Source organism: Stenotrophomonas sp. INTA L402-1, assembly GCF_059295135.1.
This window is the reverse complement of record NZ_JCAFWP010000020.1, coordinates 1-18004: the sequence shown is the minus strand read 5'-3', so window position 1 is coordinate 18004 and position 18004 is coordinate 1. Positions and strand designations below refer to the sequence as shown.

11 protein-coding genes are annotated in these 18004 nt (G+C 68.0%); 2 read left to right on the top strand and 9 right to left on the bottom strand.

Annotation, left to right across the window (positions count from 1 at the left end; translation table 11 throughout):
- Positions 1–85: 85 nt before the first annotated feature.
- From AC5O77_RS12765 to pilG, 7 genes are all read right to left on the bottom strand, one after another.
- The gene (locus AC5O77_RS12765; RefSeq protein ID WP_049400402.1) at positions 86–550 is read right to left on the bottom strand and encodes a chemotaxis protein CheW; all 465 of its coding nucleotides are present in this window, start codon (positions 548–550) and stop codon (positions 86–88) included.
- Positions 547–1881: a chemotaxis protein CheB gene (locus tag AC5O77_RS12760; protein WP_478058420.1), complete on the bottom strand. Its 1335-nt coding sequence runs from the start codon at positions 1879–1881 to the stop codon at positions 547–549. The genes AC5O77_RS12765 and AC5O77_RS12760 overlap by 4 nt, the downstream gene beginning before the upstream one ends.
- Positions 1868–8560 (bottom strand): Hpt domain-containing protein, encoded by a 6693-nt coding sequence (locus AC5O77_RS12755; protein WP_478058419.1) that lies wholly within the window; start codon positions 8558–8560, stop codon positions 1868–1870. Before AC5O77_RS12755 ends, AC5O77_RS12760 begins: the two co-directional genes overlap by 14 nt.
- A 100-nt stretch (positions 8561–8660) precedes the next feature.
- Entirely contained in the window at positions 8661–10697 is a 2037-nt protein-coding gene (locus tag AC5O77_RS12750; protein WP_032130100.1) for a methyl-accepting chemotaxis protein, read from the bottom strand.
- Between the two features lie 41 nt (positions 10698–10738).
- Complete coding sequence (locus AC5O77_RS12745) at positions 10739–11269, bottom strand: chemotaxis protein CheW (RefSeq protein ID WP_005410716.1); 531 nt, start codon at positions 11267–11269, stop codon at positions 10739–10741.
- Complete coding sequence (locus tag AC5O77_RS12740) at positions 11269–11631, bottom strand: response regulator (RefSeq protein ID WP_005410717.1); 363 nt, start codon at positions 11629–11631, stop codon at positions 11269–11271. The genes AC5O77_RS12745 and AC5O77_RS12740 overlap by 1 nt, the downstream gene beginning before the upstream one ends.
- An 18-nt stretch (positions 11632–11649) precedes the next feature.
- On the bottom strand, positions 11650–12051 hold the full coding sequence (gene pilG / locus AC5O77_RS12735; RefSeq protein ID WP_005418455.1) for a twitching motility response regulator PilG: 402 nt from the start codon (positions 12049–12051) through the stop codon (positions 11650–11652).
- 240 nt (positions 12052–12291) lie between these two features.
- Between pilG and gshB the strand changes: the two genes are divergently transcribed.
- Complete coding sequence (gshB, locus tag AC5O77_RS12730) at positions 12292–13239, top strand: glutathione synthase (RefSeq protein ID WP_012511876.1); 948 nt, start codon at positions 12292–12294, stop codon at positions 13237–13239.
- On the top strand, positions 13239–14123 hold the full coding sequence (locus tag AC5O77_RS12725) for an energy transducer TonB family protein (RefSeq protein WP_478058418.1): 885 nt from the start codon (positions 13239–13241) through the stop codon (positions 14121–14123). Before gshB ends, AC5O77_RS12725 begins: the two co-directional genes overlap by 1 nt.
- 509 nt (positions 14124–14632) lie before the next feature.
- Here AC5O77_RS12725 and tsaB read toward each other — a convergent pair.
- Together tsaB and yoaA are read right to left on the bottom strand one after the other, a co-directional pair.
- Entirely contained in the window at positions 14633–15346 is a 714-nt protein-coding gene (gene tsaB, locus AC5O77_RS12720; protein ID WP_132810646.1) for a tRNA (adenosine(37)-N6)-threonylcarbamoyltransferase complex dimerization subunit type 1 TsaB, read from the bottom strand.
- Positions 15347–15355: 9 nt separating this feature from the next.
- Entirely contained in the window at positions 15356–17404 is a 2049-nt protein-coding gene (yoaA, locus tag AC5O77_RS12715; protein WP_478058446.1) for a DNA repair helicase YoaA, read from the bottom strand.
- Positions 17405–18004: the final 600 nt, after the last annotated feature.

Genomic DNA, 18004 nt, shown 5'->3' with positions numbered 1-18004 from the left:
CCGCTGGCCGGCAACCGCATGATTCCGTGGATGCCGGCCAGCGGCCGGCACTACCAGGAATTCAAAATGCCCGGCGGATGTCCGATCAGGCCGCCAGCGAATCCAGGGCGGCTTCCAGCGCGTCCAGGTTCGGCAGCAGCGCGCTCTGCTCGCCCAGCAGCACACGCATGTGCACGATGTCCGGCAGGGTTTCTTCCGAGGCGTCAGCCAGCAGGCCGTCGCGCGGCACCGAAATCAGCTGCGGGAAGTTCTGCGTCAGCAGGGCGTAGTACGGGCGTTGCGCGTTGCCGCTGAGGGCCTTCAGCACCACCACCTTGTTGTGGCCGCCCACGGCTTCTTCGCCCAGTCCCGAAAGACGTGCGAACGACACCAGCGGCACCTGCCAGCCATGCCAGCCGATCTTGCCGACCAGCCAGCGCGGCGCATCGGAGACCGGCTGCACCGGCACGCGCGACATCATTTCGGCCACGGTGGCATTGGGCAGCAGCACGCGCGCGTTGCCGGCCTGGATCAGGACGCCACGGATTTCGTCATTGCTGGCATAGCTCATGGTGCTTCTCCGTTGTCGTCCTGCTCACCCCAGCGCGCGGCAATCGCCTGCGCCAGTTCCTGCGGTTCACCGGCCACCATGCCGGCAGCAACCACCGCCGTGGCCGCAGCCGGGTCGTAGCAGCCCTCGCCCACCTGCCCGGCCACCCATGCACCGGCGGCGGCCAGATCCAGCGCCGGACCAACATGCGCAAGGTCAGCGCCGCTGAGCAGGACCAGCGCGGTGTGGTCAGCTGGCAGCGCGGCAATCGCAATGCCCTGCGCGTCGCTGACGAAATGCAGGCCGTCACTGGCTGCCTGCACGCCGATGTCATCGGCCAGCACGTGCACTTCACCCGGAGTTGCACGCTGGCCGGCTTCAGCCAGCTGCACCGGCAACGGCGACACGCGTGCCATCTGCTTGACCAGGTTGCCGTAGCGCCCGCCATCCAGGCGCATGTGCACCAGGACGGGCACGCTCAGCGAAGGCGGCAGCGCGCCGAGCAGGCGACGCAGCGCATCCGGGCCACCGATGCCGGCCAGCACCAGCAGCGATCCGGCGCGTGCGCCGACCGGCGCGGCAGCGTCCAGATCGACCAGGCTCAGGTGATCGGTATCGAACGAGGGCGGTGCCGCTTCGACCGCAGCGATGTTGGCAGCAGCGGCCGGTGCATCCGCCACGTCATCGACCAGCGACCACGCGGTGTGGTCGAAGGAGACCAGCGGTGCGGCAGTGGCAGGCTCGGCCATCGCTGGCGGCAACGACGGCGCCTGCAGCGATTCGGGGACGATCGGCTGCAGCGCGGCCAGTGCCTGCTCCAGCGCGATCGGCTCGTGCAGGTGCGCGGGGGGCGAGTACAGGCGGTCGGCCGGGACGTCGTCGGCCCAGCTCAGCGCCTGTTCCAGGTGCGGCTGCAGTGCTTCTTCGCGTGGCGCGGGCGGCGGTGCCGGATGGCCCGGTTCCAGCTGCAGGCTGGGTTCTTCCTCGGCACCGGGCGGCAGCACCTGCTGGTGGCCGTGCAGCTTGGCGGCCAGATGGCGGCCCCAGCGCTGCACTTCCCAACCATCACGGCGTGCGGCCAGTTCGGCCTCGTCGAACACCAGGGTCAGGCCAGGTGCGGACAGCACAGTGTCCAGCCGTTCCAGCGCGTCCTCGATGGCCGCCTCCAGGGCGATCACCACGAACTGCGGTCGCGCCTGCTGCAGGACCTGCGGCTCCAGGCTGTTGGGGTCTTCTTCCAGCACCAGCTGCACATCGGCGTGCGACAACGCCTCACGCAGGCGCTCGCGCGCGGCGCCGGGGCGGGCCAACAGGGCAACGGCCGGGGCCGGATGGGCTTCACTCACGGACACGGGCGATCCCCAGCAGGTCGTACACGTTACGCATCAGGTCCAGTTCCTGGTACGGCTTGCCCAGGTAACGCTGGACACCGATCTCGAAGGCGCGCTGGCGGTGCTTGTCACCGCTGCGCGAAGTGATCATCACGATCGGCACGTCCCTGTAGCGCGGGTCGGCACGCATCGCGGTGGCGAGCTCGTAGCCATCCATGCGCGGCATCTCGATATCCAGCAGCATCAGGTCCGGCACGCGCTCTTCCAGGCGTTCCAGCGCTTCCACGCCGTCGCGGGCGACGCTGACCTCGAAGTTGTGGCGTTCGAGGATGCGGCCGGTGACCTTGCGCATCGTCAGCGAGTCGTCGACCACCATCACCAGCGGCACCTGGCGCTCCTGGCGCGGTGCGTTGGCCAGCACCGGCAGCGTCGGGTTGGCGAGGAAGCGGCGCACCAGCGGCGCCACGTCCAGGATCACCGCCACGCGGCCATCGCCGGTGATGGTCGCGCCGTAGATGCCCGGCACCGACGCGATCTGCAGGCCGACCGGCTTGACCACGATTTCGCGGTTGCCCAGCACCTGGTCGATCGCCACGGCGGCACGCAGATCACCGGCACGGACCAGCAGCAGCGGCACCTGGTCCTGGCCATCGGCACGCGCCGGGGCCTGCCCGACCAGGCTGCCGAGGTCGTACAGCGGATAGTCTTCGCCGCTGTAACGGTAGCTGCTGTCGGCGGCTTCGAAACGCTCGCGCGGCAGGCGGCCGATACCACTGACCGAGGCCACCGGCACCGCGAAGGTGGTTTCGCCGATCTGCACGAACACCGCTTGGGTGACGGCCAGCGTCTGCGGCAGGCGCAGGGTGAAGCGTACGCCCTGGCCCCGCACCGACTGGATGTCGACCGAGCCACCGAGCTGGCGCACTTCGTTGCGCACCACGTCCATGCCCACGCCACGACCGGCCAGCTGGCTGACCTGGTCGGCGGTGGTGAAGCCGGACGCGAAGATCAGGTTGTCCAGCTCCTGCTCGTTCGGCTGCGCATCGGCGGCCAGCAGGCCACGGTCGATGGCGCGGCGGCGGATCGCCTCGCGGTCCAGGCCAGCACCGTCATCGGCCACTTCCAGCACGATTTCCGAACCTTCGCGGTGCAGGCGGATGGCGATCTCGCCCTCCTCCGGCTTGCCGGCGGCGCGGCGCTGTTCCGGCGCTTCCAGGCCATGGGCCACGGAGTTGCGCAGCATGTGTTCCAGCGGCGCGACCATGCGGTCGAGGACGTTGCGGTCGAGTTCGCCGTGGGTTCCTTCCAGGGTCAGGTGGACCTGCTTGCCGGTATCCATGCCGGACTGGCGGACCACGCGGCGCAGGCGCGGCACCAGGCCATCGAAGGGCACCATGCGCGCGCGCATCAGGCCATCCTGCAGCTCGGAGCTGACGCGCGACTGCTGCTGCAGCAGCGAATCGTACTGGCGCGACAGATCGTCCAGCACGCCCTGCAGGCCACCCAGGTCGGCCGCCGACTCGTTCAGCGCACGGCTGAGCTGCTGCAGGGTGGAGAAGCGGTCCAGCTCCAGCGGATCGAACTTCTGGTCGGCCTGGTCCTGCTCGCGCTGGTAGCGGGCGACGATCTGCGCCTCGGTTTCCAGGTCGAGTCGCCGCAGCTGGTCACGCAGTCGCGCATTGGTGCGCTCCAGTTCGCCCATGGCACCACGGAAGGCACCCAGCTGCTGTTCAAGCCGCGAGCGGTAGATCGCCACTTCACCGGCATGGTTGACCAGGCGGTCGAGCAGGTCGGCACGCACTCGCACCTGCTCCTGCTGCGGACGCGCCAGCGGATCTTCATCGACCACGCCCTCGGCCGGAAGCGGAGCCGACAGCGGCGCTTCGATCAGGGTCGCCAGCGGGCCCGCGGCCTGTGCGGGCACGGTCTCGATCTCGCTGGCCGCACGCGCGGCCGCAGCGGCTGCGGCGATATCGATGGTGGTGCGGACCTCGAAGGCTTCGACCAGATCCTGCGCCGGCTCCACCACGCGGTGCGCGCCGGTGCGGGTGAGCAGCTGGTGCAGGCGGTCAAAGCCACGCTCCAGCAGCTGCACGTCGCGGCGCTCGATCTCGGTGCGGCCAGCGGCCACCGCCTCCAGCAGCGATTCGATGCTGTGGCCAAGGTCGCCGATGGCATTGATGCCAGCCATGCGTGCGCCACCCTTCAGGGTGTGCAGATCACGCTGCAGGCCGGCCAGCACCTCGCGGTCCTGCGGTGCATCGCGCAGTTCGCTGATCAGGCCATCGCAGTGGTCGAGCAGGTCCTTGCCTTCCTCGACAAAGATATCGACCAGCTCGCGGTCGTACACGCTGAAGTCGAGTGCATCGGCGCCGTCTTCGGCATCCGCCGCAACAGGTGCGTGCTCGTGGTGCGGCGCACGCGGCACGATGTCGGTCGCTGCAACCTGTGCATCGGTATCGACCGTGCCCTGGCCCGGTGCGTCTTCCATTTCGAAGAAGCGCACCGCAGCAGTGCCGCCCTGCGGCGCCTCTGCGGTGATCTCCTCAATCACCGTCGCCGGGGACGGCTGATCGGCGCTCTCTCCTTCACCGACCGCCGCCTCCCCGCCGACGTCCGCATCCTCGGCAAAGGCATCTGCCTCGCCCGGCGCGAGTTCGCTGGCCTGGAGGCCGATCACGGGCCATTGCCCGTCGTCGTCCAGGGTCTGCTCCTCCTCGATCACGTGCAGGCCGGCCTCGAGCGCGGCTGCCAGCGTGACCGGTTCTGCAAAACCCGGCACAGCCATTTCATCCTGCAGGCTCGACAGCTCGCTGTCGAGTGGCAGTGCAGCAGCGTCGTCAATGACGTTGTCATCGTCACTGTCCGAATCAAACGGCAACGGCGTATTCAGGTCGATCGCGTCAACTTCCGCAGACACCGGCAACTCTTCCGCGTCGCGGTCATCCACCGGCAGCGCACTGGCGTCGAGGTACGGCGACAGATCGTCCGCCATGGTCAGGTCAGCGTCGTCGACCGTCGCGATCGCCGGCACGGCATCTGATTCGTGCTGGGCAACATCAGGCGCACTTTCAATCGGCTGGATCGATTCAATCGCGCCGGTGTCGTCCGCGGCAGGTTCACCCTCGCCCGGCACCGACGGCCAGCCGGCGTCGAAGTAACGCGAAAGATCGTCGCTGGCGGTCAGCTCACCCACGTCCAGGCCGCTGTCGGCTGCGACGTCCAGCGCCTCCAGCCCGGTTGCAGCTGGAACCGGTTCCAGCGCATCTTCGGCATGCGACTGCGGCTCGGCAATGAGATCGGTCGCCGCATCGAAAGCGGACGGCATGCTGGTTTCGTCCAGCGTGTCCAGCCCGGCCAGCGGCGCTTCGGCCGCGGATGCCTGCTCGGCATCAGGCGCCAGCTCGACGGCCTCTTCGTCCTCGTCTTCCAGCGCGAACAGCGGCCAGCGCGCTTCCGGCAGCTCGCCGGCCAATGCCTGCAGCCGCTGTACCAACGCGCCCTGCGGAACAATCCGCGGCTGTTCGGCCTGCAGCGCCTCCATGGTCGCGGTGATCGCCTGCGCGGTCGCATCCAGTGCGGCTACGCCCTCGTCGCCAGGCACCACGTCGGCGGCCAGGGCGCGCTTGATGTAGGACTCGGCACCGCCGGTGACCGCCGTGATTTCCGGCACTTCGGTCATCGCGAAGGCGCCGTTCATGGTGTGCACCGCACGCAGCAGTGCGTCGCTGACCGGCTGCGGTGCCTGCTGCGCCGAGCGCAGCCATTCCTGCAGGGTCGCCTGGTGGAGTTCGACCTCGGCCTCAAGGATCTCGCGCAGTACGCTGTCGATGTTGGCCGGGGTACCGGCGTCTTCCGCCACCGCCGTGGCATCGGCCTGCGCCGACGCAGCGGCCTCGGCTTCCAGCAGGCGGCTGATTTCGTCTTCGCCTTCGGACTCGGCCAGTGTCGCTGCCGGTGCGGCCGCAGCCGGCAACGGCACGTAGAAGGTCTCCTCGCCGGCACCGACCCGATCGGCAATGGCCTGCATCGCCTGCAGGTCCACGCTGATGCGCTGGCCATGGCGCAGCGCGGCGTTCAGCTGCGGCAGCGCGGCATGGGCGTTGTCGACCATCGCCAGCACCGCCGGAGTCGCCGGGCGACTGCCATCGAGCACGCGATTGAGCATGCCTTCGATCTTCCAGGCGAACTCGCCCAGGGTGCGTGCACCCACCAGGCGGCCACTGCCCTTGAGGGTGTGGAAGATGCGGCGGATCGGCCGCAGCCGGTCCATGTTGTCCAGCTGCATGCGCCATGCCGGCAGCAGCGTGCCCAGGTTGGCCAGCTCGTCGTCGAACTCTTCCAGGAACACCTCGCGGATGTCCTCGTCGATGTTCTCGGCATCGTCGTCGAAGCCGGCCTCGAAGCCGGTCTCGGTGCCGGCCACGACCGGGATGTCCGCAGCGGGCGGAGCCGCCATGGCCTGCGGATTGAAATCGGCCGCCGCCGCGCTCAGCTCGGCGAAGAACTGCGCGTCGGCTTCGCTGAAGTCGATGGGCGCGATGGTGTCGATATCAATCACCGACACCGCCGGTGCCGGTGCATCGGAGACCGGCGTCAGCACCTCGGCCATCGGCGCGGGCACGTCCTCCTGCACATCCGCCGGAACCGCGTCCGCTTCGGCAACCACAGGGCTTTCGTCCACCCGCACGGATGCAGCGGGATCGACGATCTCCAGCGCCGGGTGCAATCCGGCGTCGTCGTCCAGCGACAGCGTCTCCATCGCGTGCAGCGACAGCACGTCGTCGGCATTGTCCAGCGCATCGGCGTCGAAACGGAACACCACGTCGTCACCGGCGGCGACCACATCGTGCTCGGCAGCCACCGGGTCGAACACGGGCGCGGCAACGTCAGCGGTGTCAAAAGGCACCGACGCGTCGACGTCGTCCTCGACATCCATCACAGCCACATCGGCCAATGCCGGCGGTGTTGCCTCCGACAGTGTCCACTGCGGCGCCGGTTCCACGCTGGTTTCGGCCCGTTCGAAACTGACTGGGTCGAAGCTGGCGAAGGTCGGACTGCGCTCGTCTTCGGCACTCGCGGTCGGCTCGGAGTCCGGATGGAACGGTGCGAGATCCCATTGCGGTACCTCGGGCGCAGGCGCGCTGGACGCGGCGAAGACCAGCGGTGCATCCGCGTCGTCATGCAGCGACAGCGGTGTGGAGGCGACACTCCCCAGCGCCCCGAACATCAGGCGGTTGCCCACCACCTCCGGTGCAGGCGCGGCCGGTGGCGGATCGAAGGTGAAGTCCGGCAGCGGCACCGGCACCGTGCCGGCGGCGGGCGCGGCCGGCTGCACCGGAATCTCGATGGGCTCCGGCTGTACCGGCTCGGCCTGCAGCGCGATCGGCTCGCGGTCCACCAGCAGCGATGCGAACGGAATCGGCGCGGCGGCAACAGGCGCCACCGCATTGCGGTCCGGCAACGGCCAATAGCGCAGTGCTTCAAGGCTGCTGCGGGTGATGTCGAGGATGTCCTCGCGGCCCGGGCGGCGGTCACGCAGAGCCTCGAGGTAGTACTCCAGGCTGGCCATGGCATCGGCCAGGGTGTCCAGCTGGCGGCCACTGGGCACGCGCTGGCGACCGATCAGCTCGGCTTCGATGTACTGCTGCACACCGCGCAGGTAATCGGCGGCGGTGTTCAGGTCGAGCATGCGCAGCGCACCGGACACATCGCCCAGCAGGCGCGGCACGTCCTGCAGCTCGGCATGGTTCCAGCTGGTTTCAATGAAAGCGACGAAATGCTCGCGGGCGGCGGCGAAGTTGGCGATGGCCTCATGTGCCAGCACCTCCACCGTGCGCCGGTTCTCCACCGCGCTGGGGTCATCTTCGCCACTGCCGCCGGCGCCCAGATGGGCAACCTGGTCATCCAACGACGCGTCCACGTAGAGCAATGCGCCGGCGATATCCAGCAGCAGGTTCTCGTCGATCTGCTGGCGCCCTTCGACCACGCCACGCAGCGCATCGCGCTGCTGCACGACCACCCCGCGGGCAACGCCCAGGCCCATCATGCCCAGCGTATCGGCCACGGCGCCAAGTTCGTTGGCCTGGGTCTGCAGCTGTTCGGGCGCACCGCCAGTACGCAGGTGCAGGTCCAGCGCATCCTTGATGCGCAGCAGTTCTTCCTTCACCGCGCTGCCCACGGTATCCAGCAGCTCGCGGTTGCGCCCGCTCAGGCTGCCACGGGCATGGTCCAGCTCGGCCTCGGTGGCGCTGACGCTGTCCGGCGCGAACGCCAGCAGCACGCTGTCATGCACGCCCTCTTCGCCACGCGCGGCACGGATTTCGTTGAGCAGCGGCATCAGCACGATCGGAATATCGCGGTGGCCGTTCTGCAGCCGCTCCAGGTAGTCGGGCAGCAGCACGCTGCCACGCATCAGGGTCGCGCAGGCTTCATCCCGATCAGCCACGCTACCGGCGCCGATGGCATTGGCCAGCTGTTCAAGCTCCTCGGCCACCATCGCCGGGGCGTACAGCTCGACCATGCGCAGGGTGCCCTGCACCTGGTGCAGGTAGCCGGCGCAGATGCGCATGCGGCTGGCATCGGCCGGGTCTTCCGCGTAGTACTCGACCTCGTTGCGCACCTGGCGCAGGGTCTCGTCCAGCTCGGGCTTGACCCAACCCAGCGCTGCGTGGCTCATCGCATCGCGCAGACTGCTCATGGACGCGCTCCGTTCGCCGCCGCGCGGAAGCCGCGCGAGTTCTGGCGTGGGGAATGGAAATGCTTCATCGACTGGTTCCTTGCTCGCCGCCCTGCCCGCGTCACGCCGGCAGCTTGAAGTCGGCGACCGAACGGCGCAGGTCGGCCGCCAGCTGCGCGAGGTGACCGATCGATTCGGCGGTCTGCCCGGCACCCTGCGAGGTCTGGCCGGTGATCTGCCGGATCACGCCCATGGTACGGGTGATGTCCGAGGCCGCAGCCGACTGCTGCTGGGCGGCGATGGAGATGTTCTTGATGAGGGTGTTCAGTGCATTGGACACGCGCTCGATTTCGGTCAGTGCGGTGCCGGCGTCCTCGGCCAGGCGTGCACCGGACACCACTTCGGCGGTGGTCTGTTCCATCGAGGTGACCGCTTCGTTGGTATCGGCCTGAATGGCCTGGACCAGGTTCTCGATGCGTCGGGTTGCGCCCGAGGTGCGTTCTGCCAGGCGCTGCACTTCGTCGGCCACGACCGCGAAACCGCGGCCCGCTTCACCGGCCGAAGCCGCCTGCACCGCCGCGTTCAATGCCAGGATGTTGGTCTGCTCGGAAATGTCGTTGATCAGTTCCACGATCGAGCCGATTTCCTGCGACGACTCGCCCAGGCGCTTGATGCGCTTGGAGGTTTCCTGGATCTGGTCACGGATCTGGTCCATGCCCTGGATGGTCTCGCGCACCACGCCGGCACCTTCGGCGGCGATCACCACCGAGCGCTGTGCCACGTCGGCCGACTCGGCCGAGTTGCGCGACACCTGCTCGATGCTCGCCGCGATTTCGCCGATGCGGTCCGAGGCCGAGGTGATCTGGTTGGCCTGGTGGCCTGCCGCCTCTGCCAGCTGCATGGCGGTGGCCTGGGTTTCCTGGGTGGACAGCGCGACCTTGGCCGAGGTGTCGTTGATGGTGGTTACCAGGTGGCGCAGCTCGTCAACCGCGTAATTGATTGCGTCGGCGATGGCGCCGGTCATGTCCTCGGTCACCGAGGCCTTCACGGTCAGGTCGCCCTCACCCAGCGACGAAATTTCGTCCAGCAGCCGCATGATCGCCTGCTGGTTGCGGCTGTTGAACTCCACCTGGGTCTGGTAGCGCAGCTCCTGCTCGCGCGAGCGGCTGCGCACGTTGGTGGAGACGAAGCCGATGATCGCGATCAGCGACAGCGCACCGGACACCACGCCGATCCAGAAGTTCGGGAACAGGCGGGTATCGGACACCGAGCCGAACGAGGAGAACGCCTCGAACAGCTTGCGGCTGTCGTCCAGCATGTGCGCCGAGCCCTGGCCCAGCGCGGTGGCGGCGGACTGGGCGGCGAACAGCTGGCGCGAGCTGGCCAGGATCGCATCGGCGTCCTGCTTCATTGCCTCCCACTTCTGCTGCGACTGCTCCAGCGCGGCCACGGCGGCGGCACCGCGCACGGCGGTGATGCCCAGTTCCTCGTTGCCGTTGCGCAGGCCGTCGAGCACCTGCGAGAACACGGTAATGTCGCGTGCCAGTGCATCGCCCGAGGTGGCAGCGGCGCTGCCACCGGCACGCATTTCGGTCACGCGGCGGGCCATCGAACCGGCCACCACGACCTGCTGCAGTGCGCTGTACACCTGCGACGACGGCGCGCCCGAGGCGGACATCGCGCGCACCAGCTCGTTCAGCTGGGCCTGCAGGCCCGGCACCGCGCCGGTGAAGTTGTTGGCATTGCCGGCCAGCGCCAGCACGGCGGGCTCGCTGGCGACCAGCTGCCCGGCCTGCTTGCCCAGCGGCGCCCAGGTCTCGGCCAGGGTGGCGATCGCACCGGACACGCCCGGTTCCTTGCCGTAGCGCCCCTGCAGGGTCGACACGTTCTGTTCGATCGCGTTGCGGGTGGCCTTGAAGGCGGTGAACGCCTGCGCGTTGCCGCCCACCGCATCACGGCCCTGGTTGGCCAGCTGCTGTGACAGCACCTGCAGGTCGGCCGCCTTGGAGCCGGCATCGGCCAGGCGACTGCCCTGCCAGGTGGCGACGCCGGTGTTGACGCCGAACAGGATCATCGATGCCAGCAGCAGGAACAACCAGAGGTTGCTGCCGCCCAGCCGCAGCTTGCCGGTCTTGGTGGCGTCCGAAGCAGTACTCATCGTTCAACCTCGATCTTCAATGCAGGGGGCGATGCCCGGCCTCAGGCCGCGGCTTGCCGGAATTCAGGGGTACGCGACAGCAGCGAGAGCGAGAACACGCCCCAGTCGTGGCCGTCGGCGTGGAAGGCGCGATCGACGAAGTGGCCGTAACGTCCTTCGGCCAGCGTGCCGGCCGCGATCTGCTGGTCCAGTTCGAAGCTGCGCTGGCCGAACAGTTCATCGATGGTCAGCGCGACGTCGCCGCCGGCCTGGCGCATGATCAGCACGCGCTGGCCTTCCTGCTGCACGGTGCGCGTGCCTTCCAGGAAGTACTTCAGGTCGACCACCGGGAACAGGTTGCCGCGCAGGTTGCCTACGCCCAGCAGCCACGGCTGCGCGCACGGCACCGGGGTCACCGGCGGCATCGGCACGATTTCCACCACTTCGCGGAAATCGGACACCAGCCGGCGCTGGCCGACGCGGTAGCCCACGCCACGCCAGAGGTCCTGGGCGAACTGCCGTTCGGGCAGCTGCACCGCATGGGCCAGGCTGCGCCGTTCGTAGGCTTCGAGAATGTCGAAGGGCGAGCGCATCAGGCCACCAGTTCGTTGATCCGCGCGATCAGTTCATCCTCGCGCGGCGGCTTGACGATGTAATCGGCTGCGCCCTGGCGCAGGCCCCATGCCTTGTCGGTTTCCATCGCCTTGGTGCTGACGATGATCACCGGGATGTGCTTGATCGCCGCGTCACGGGCCATCGCGCGGGTGGCCTGGAAGCCGCTCATGCCGGGCAGGACCACGTCCATCAGCACCAGCTGCGGCACCTGGTCGCGGACCAGCTGCAGTCCATCCTCGGCGTTGTCCGCTTCCAGCACCTCATGGCCGGCACGGCGCAGCCACTGGGTGAACACCGCGCGGTCGGTCGGTGAATCCTCGATCAGAACGATACGAGCCATTGTGCCTTTCCCCCCTGGTCAGGCGTTGACGTATGTGCGGATGGCACCCAGCAGTTCTTCACGCGTGAAAGGCTTCGTCAGGTACTGCTCCGAGCCGACGATGCGTCCCCGCGCCTTGTCGAACAGGCCATCCTTGGACGACAGCATGATGACCGGGGTCGCCTTGAACAGCTGGTTGCCCTTGATCAGCGCACAGGTCTGGTAGCCGTCCAGGCGCGGCATCATGATGTCGACGAAGATGATCTGCGGTTGCTGGTCTGCGATCTTCGCAAGCGCTTCGAAGCCGTCGGTGGCGGTGACCACCTCGCAGCCTTCGCGCTTGAGCAGCGTTTCCGCAGTCCTGCGGATGGTCTTCGAATCATCGATGACCATCACCCGGAGTCCTGCGAGTTCCCCGCCCGCAGTCGTGTTTTCAGTCATTGCCTATCCCCAAGCGCACGGCCCGATCTCTGGCGGGGGCCGCTACGAAAGCGTATCTATATCGCACTTTCCGCGCCCGCTTCAAGGCCGCCCCATGGCGCGGGGCATGGCACCCTCCTGAACGTGACGGGTTTCGCAATGCGTGCGCGACCGCCGGGCGGACGCTGCGTTGCAGTAAGGCGGGGAGGCGCGCGACCGGCGTTGCCGCTACCATCAACGCCTTGCCAGACAGGTGCGCCCATGCCGTTGAACGTCATCGTGGTGATGGACCCCATCGCCCACATCAAGATCGCCAAGGACACCACCTTCGCCATGTTGCTGGAAGCCCAGCGCCGCGGCCATGCCCTGCACTACGTGCGCCCGGGCGGGTTGGCCCTGGAAGGTGGCGTGGCGGTGGCCCAGACCGCACCGCTGCAGGTGCGCGACGACCCGGCCGGCTGGTATGAGCTGGGTGCGTTCAGCCGTACCGAGTTCGGTCCCGGCCAGATCGTGCTGATGCGCAAGGACCCGCCGGTCGACGCCGAGTACATCTACGACACCCAGGTGCTGGATGTGGCCGCCGCTGCCGGTGCCTGCGTGGTCAACAACCCGCAGGGCCTGCGCGACTACAACGAGAAGCTGGCCGCCCTGCTGTTCCCGCAGTGCTGCCCGCCGACCCTGGTCAGCCGCGATGCCAAGGCGCTGAAGGCCTTTGCCCTGGAACACGGCCAGGCGGTTCTGAAGCCGCTGGATGGCATGGGCGGCCGCTCGATCTTCCGCAGCGGCCAGGGCGATCCGAACCTGAATGTGATCCTGGAAACCCTGACCGACGGCGGCCACAGGATGGCGCTGGCACAGAAGTTCATTCCCGACATCACCGCTGGCGACAAGCGCATCCTGCTGGTCGATGGCGAACCCGTCGACTACTGCCTGGCGCGCATCCCGCAGGGTGATGAATTCCGCGGCAATCTGGCAGCCGGTGGCCGCGGTGAAGGTCGCCCGCTGAGCGAGCGCGACCGCTGGATCGCCGCCCAGGTCGGGCCGGAGATGAAGCGTCGCGGCATGCGCTTCGTCGGCCTGGACGTGATCGGTGATTACCTGACCGAGGTCAACGTGACCAGCCCGACCTGCGTGCGCGAACTGGACGCACAGTACGGCCTGAACATTGCCGGCACCCTGTTCGACGCACTCGAGGCCGGCCTGCGCTGATGCCGTCCGCACCTGCCGTACTGCCCCCGCCGCCGCGCGAAGCGCAACGGCTGGGGGCGACCATCGCGTTGTCGGTGCTGGTCCACGCCCTGCTGATCCTGGGCGTGGGCTTCGCCGTGAAGGGCGATGCGCCGCTGGTGCCGACGCTGGAAGTGATCTTCAGCCAGACCCGCACCGCACTGACGCCGAAGCAGGCTGATTTCCTGGCCGCAGCCAACCAGGAAGGCGGTGGCGAACACGACCGCGCACAGCGTCCGCGTGACAACCAGGCCGGCATCGTGCCGCAGGCCCAGTCCGGAATCAGCCCGATTCCGCAGCAGCAGCAATCGGCCGCACCGGTTCCGCCGCCGCAGGCGCGGGTGGTCAGCAGCCGCAATGGCGAAGAGGTGGTCGCGCAGGCACAGTCCCGGCCCACGCCGGATCAGCCCGAACCGGATGCGCCCTTGAGCGCACGCGAACAGCGCGACGTGGAGATGGCGCGCCTGGCCGCCGAAGTGCACCTGCGCTCGGCGCAGTACGCCAAGCGTCCGAACCGCAAGTTCGTGTCGGCCAGCACGCGCGAATATGCCTATGCCAACTACCTGCGTGCCTGGGTCGATCGCGCCGAGCGCGTCGGCAACCTGAACTACCCGGACGAGGCCCGGCAGCGCCGCCTGGGTGGCCAGGTGGTGATCAGCGTGGGTGTGCGCCGCGATGGCAGCGTGGAAAGCAGCCGGATCCTGCGTTCGAGCGGGATGCCGTTGCTGGATGAGGCGGCGCTGCGGGTGGTGAAGCTGGCGCAGCCGTTCCCGCCGTTGCCGAAGACCGAGGATGAGATCGATATCCTGCAGGTCACCCGCACGTGGGTGTTCCTGCCGGGCGGCACCCTGCACGACGACCGGTAGGGTTTTGTCGCCCGGGCCTGCGGCCCGGGACCCGCTGAACGTCAACGTCAACGTCAACGTCAACGTCAAAGGCGGCGGTTGGACTGTGGATTTGGTGTGGCGGGGTGGCTGGGCAGGACACGCCGTAAACCCATCCTTGGGGGCTCGATGGCGCCATCCATGGCGCCAACGGTCCTGCCCAGCCACCCCGCCCCACCTCTGACAGATCCCGGCGCATCGCGTCCCGCTCCGCTGTTGGTAGGTGTCGACCTTGGTCGACACACATCCACGCTATGCGTGGATGCGGGCGAAGCGATCCGCTTTTGACTTTGATTTTCTTTTGATTTTCCGTGGCGGACGCACACGGAAACTGTCAGAGGTCGGGCGGGGTGGGTTCGCGGGGGTATCCGCGCCATGGATGGCGCGGCTAAGCCCCCAGGGACGGGTTCACGGCGTCCCCCGCGAACCCACCCCGCCCGGCCAAGCGCGGCTTTTGATTTACGCGATCAACCAACCCCGCCACAAGGGGCTCAGCCGTTGGCCTTCGCCTTCGCCTCGCGCGCCGCCTGCTGCTCGACCAGGGTCAGTGCCACGTTGTCGCGCAGATAGGCCGGCTCGACCTTCTCCGGTGCGATGGCTTCACCGCGCGCGAAGGCCGGCACCGCCAGTGCCAGTACGTCCGACGCGCGCGGCAATGCGGCGGCATCGAATCCACGCAGGCCAGCCCCAAGTTGCGCCACCAGTGCGCCCTCGGCTGCGCCGAAACCGGTACCCACACCGTAGGCGGAAAGCCCTTCCGGCAGCGATACCGCAGCGGGTGCGCATACGCGCTCGGCATCACGCGCCACCGGCAGGCCGTCCACGCGCTCGAAGCGGGCAACGTAGAGTTCGCCCATCCGCGCATCGATCGCTGACAGGATCTGCGTTTCTTCCGTCGGTGCCCGCAACGCCAGCACCTGCAGCGTCGAGACCGGCAACAGCGGACGGTCCAGTGCCAGTGCGATGCCCTGGGCAATCGCGATCGCCAGGCGTACGCCAGTGAACGCACCCGGGCCGCGGCTGAGCGCGATGCCGTCCAGCTGGCGGCGGCTGATGCCGGCTTCGGCCAGCAGCGCCTCCGCCCACGGCAGGCTCAGTTCGGCGTGCCGGCGCGGGGCAATCTCGAAGCGTTCCAGTACCTGCCCATCGACATGCAGGGCAACGGAACAGGCTTCGGTAGCGGTTTCAAAGGCGAGCAGTTTCATCGGATCGGGTCAGAACAGGGGGAACGTGGCACCGGGCGCCGGCTCAGGGCCGGTCGCAACAGCGACTGGGGCAGCCGCATCATCGGACACGGGCGCCCATTGTGGCGTAAAGAAGGCCTGCACATCGACCAGGCTGCGAGTACGCCGGAACGGCGGCAGCGAATCGAGGAAGACCCGGCCATAGCCCCGGTTGAGCAGGCGCGGGTCGCACAGTACCAGCACGCCACGGTCGCTCTCGCTGCGGATCAGGCGGCCGACACCCTGCTTCAATGCGATCACCGCCTGCGGCAACTGCTCGTCGCGGAACGGATTGCCGCCCTGGCTGCGGATCGCCTCCAGCCGCGCCTCGTACACCGGATCGTCCGGCGCCGCGAACGGCAGCTTGTCGATCATCACCACGCTCAGCGCTTCGCCGACCACATCCACGCCCTCGCGGAAACTGGCCGAGCCGAGCAGCACGCCATTGCCGGATTCACGGAAGCGCTGCAGCAGCGTCGCACGCGGCGCCTCACCCTGCACGAACAACGGCCACGGCCCGTCGCGCAATGCCTCGGCGGCCTCACGCAATGCACGGTGCGAGGCAAACAACAGGAAGGCCCTGCCCTGCGAGGCCTGCAACACCGGCCGCAAGGTCTGGATCAGCGCGGTGCCAAACCCGCGCGCCGCCGGATCGGGCAGGCCTTCGGGCAGGTAGCACAGCGCCTGCTCGGGCCAATTGAACGGGCTTGGCTGCACCAGCGTGTGCGGATCGTCCAGGCCCAGGCGGGTGGCGATGTGATCGAAACCACCGCCCACGGTCAGCGTTGCCGAAGTGAAGATCCACGCGGCACGGCTGAGCTCGCGATGCTCACGCAGCGGACCGGACACATCCATCGGCGTGCGCTGGCAACGGAAACCACGCGGCGTAAGCTCGTACCAGAGCACATCGGCCGCACTGCTCGCTTCCGACGGATCGGTGTCGAAATCGAGAGTGGGTTCGTCATCGCCCAGCCAGCGGCTGAGCCGCGAGACCGCCTCGCGCGCCCGCGCATGACAGGCATCCAGACCCGCCGCCGCTTCGCGCAGCGGCTGCAATGCCTGCTCCAGGGTCACCAACCCTGCCATCACCGTATCGAATCCGTCGCGCACCTGTGGCATCGCCAGCGCGCGCCATTGCGTGCCACGCGGCGGCAGTCCCTCCATCGCCGAACGCAGCGCCAGCAGCGCCTGCTGCAACTGGTCGACCGGTTCCTGCAGCGCCGACTGCGCGCCGCCCACACCGCGTGCTTCAGCCAGGCAATCGCGCCCGAGCTCCTGCCACGGGCGCATGCCAAAACCCTCGCCGAAGAACTGCGCGGCCAGTTCGGGCAACTGGTGCGCCTCGTCGATGACGAAGGCCTGGGCGCCCGGCAGCAGTTCACCGAAGCCATCCTGCTTCAGGGCCAGATCGGCCAGCAGCAGGTGATGGTTGACCACCACCACATCGGCAGCCTGTGCACGCTGCCGCGCACGCACCACGAAGCAGTCATCCCAGAACGGGCAATCGGTGCCCAGGCAGTTGTCGACGGTGGAGGTGACCATCGGCAGCAATGGGGAGTCGTCGGCCAGCCCGTCGAGCTCGGCGATGTCACCGAACTCCGAGCGACCGGACCAGGCCAGGATGCGCTGGAACTGCGCGGCCTGCTCGGGACTGGAAAACCGCGGTTCGCCGCGCGCCTGCTGCAGGCGATAGCGGCACAGGTAGTTCGCACGCCCTTTCAGCAGCGCACTGCGCAGGCCGACCCCGAGTGCCTGGCGCACCCGTGGCAGATCGCGGTGGTAGAGCTGGTCCTGCAGCGCGCGGGTGCCTGTGGAGATGATGGTGCGCAACCCGGACAGCAGCACCGGCACCAGATAGGCAAACGTCTTGCCGGTGCCGGTACCGGCCTCGGCCAGCAGCAGATCACGCTGCTGCAGCGCATCGGCGATGGCTTCGGTCAGGTGCAGCTGTGCCGGACGCGGGACGAATGCATCCAGGTGCGAGGCGAGCGCGCCGCCGTCGCTGAGGGCTTCGCGGCTGGCATGGACAAGGTCGGACATCAGAGGGAAAGGATACCCGGCCGGGCGCTGCCCGGCACCCGTTTCAAGCCAGAGCACCAGCACCAGCAACAGCAACAGCAACAGCAACAGCGGTGTTCATGGCTCTGGGTTGTACTGGGGACTGGCGGGGGACTGTGGGTTTGCGGGGACGCCGTAAACCCGTCCCTGGGGGCTTGGCCGCGGCATCCATGCCGCGGACACCCCGCAAACCCACAGTCCCCCGCCTTCGACAGTTTCCCGGTGACGGAGGGACGCACTTCGTAGAGTCGAGCTTGCTCAACTGGTGGTTCAGAAGCGATGGGAGTAACGGGGAAAGAAGAAGAGAAATGGCAGCGAGCGCGCGCAGCGCGCGACCCGCTTTTGATTTTCTTTTTCTCTTCCGTGGCTGGCAGCACACGGAAACTATCAGAGGTCGGGCGGGGTGGGTTCGCGGGGGTGTCCGCGGCATGGATGCCGCGGCCAAGCCCCCAAGGATGAAGTGACCCCCGGGAGTTGGACACCAGATCCAACCCCGAGGGATACATGAACAAATACGACGCGCGTTTCAAACTGCAGGTCGCCAAAGAGGCCTGCAAGACCTCCACATCGGTCAAAGCCATT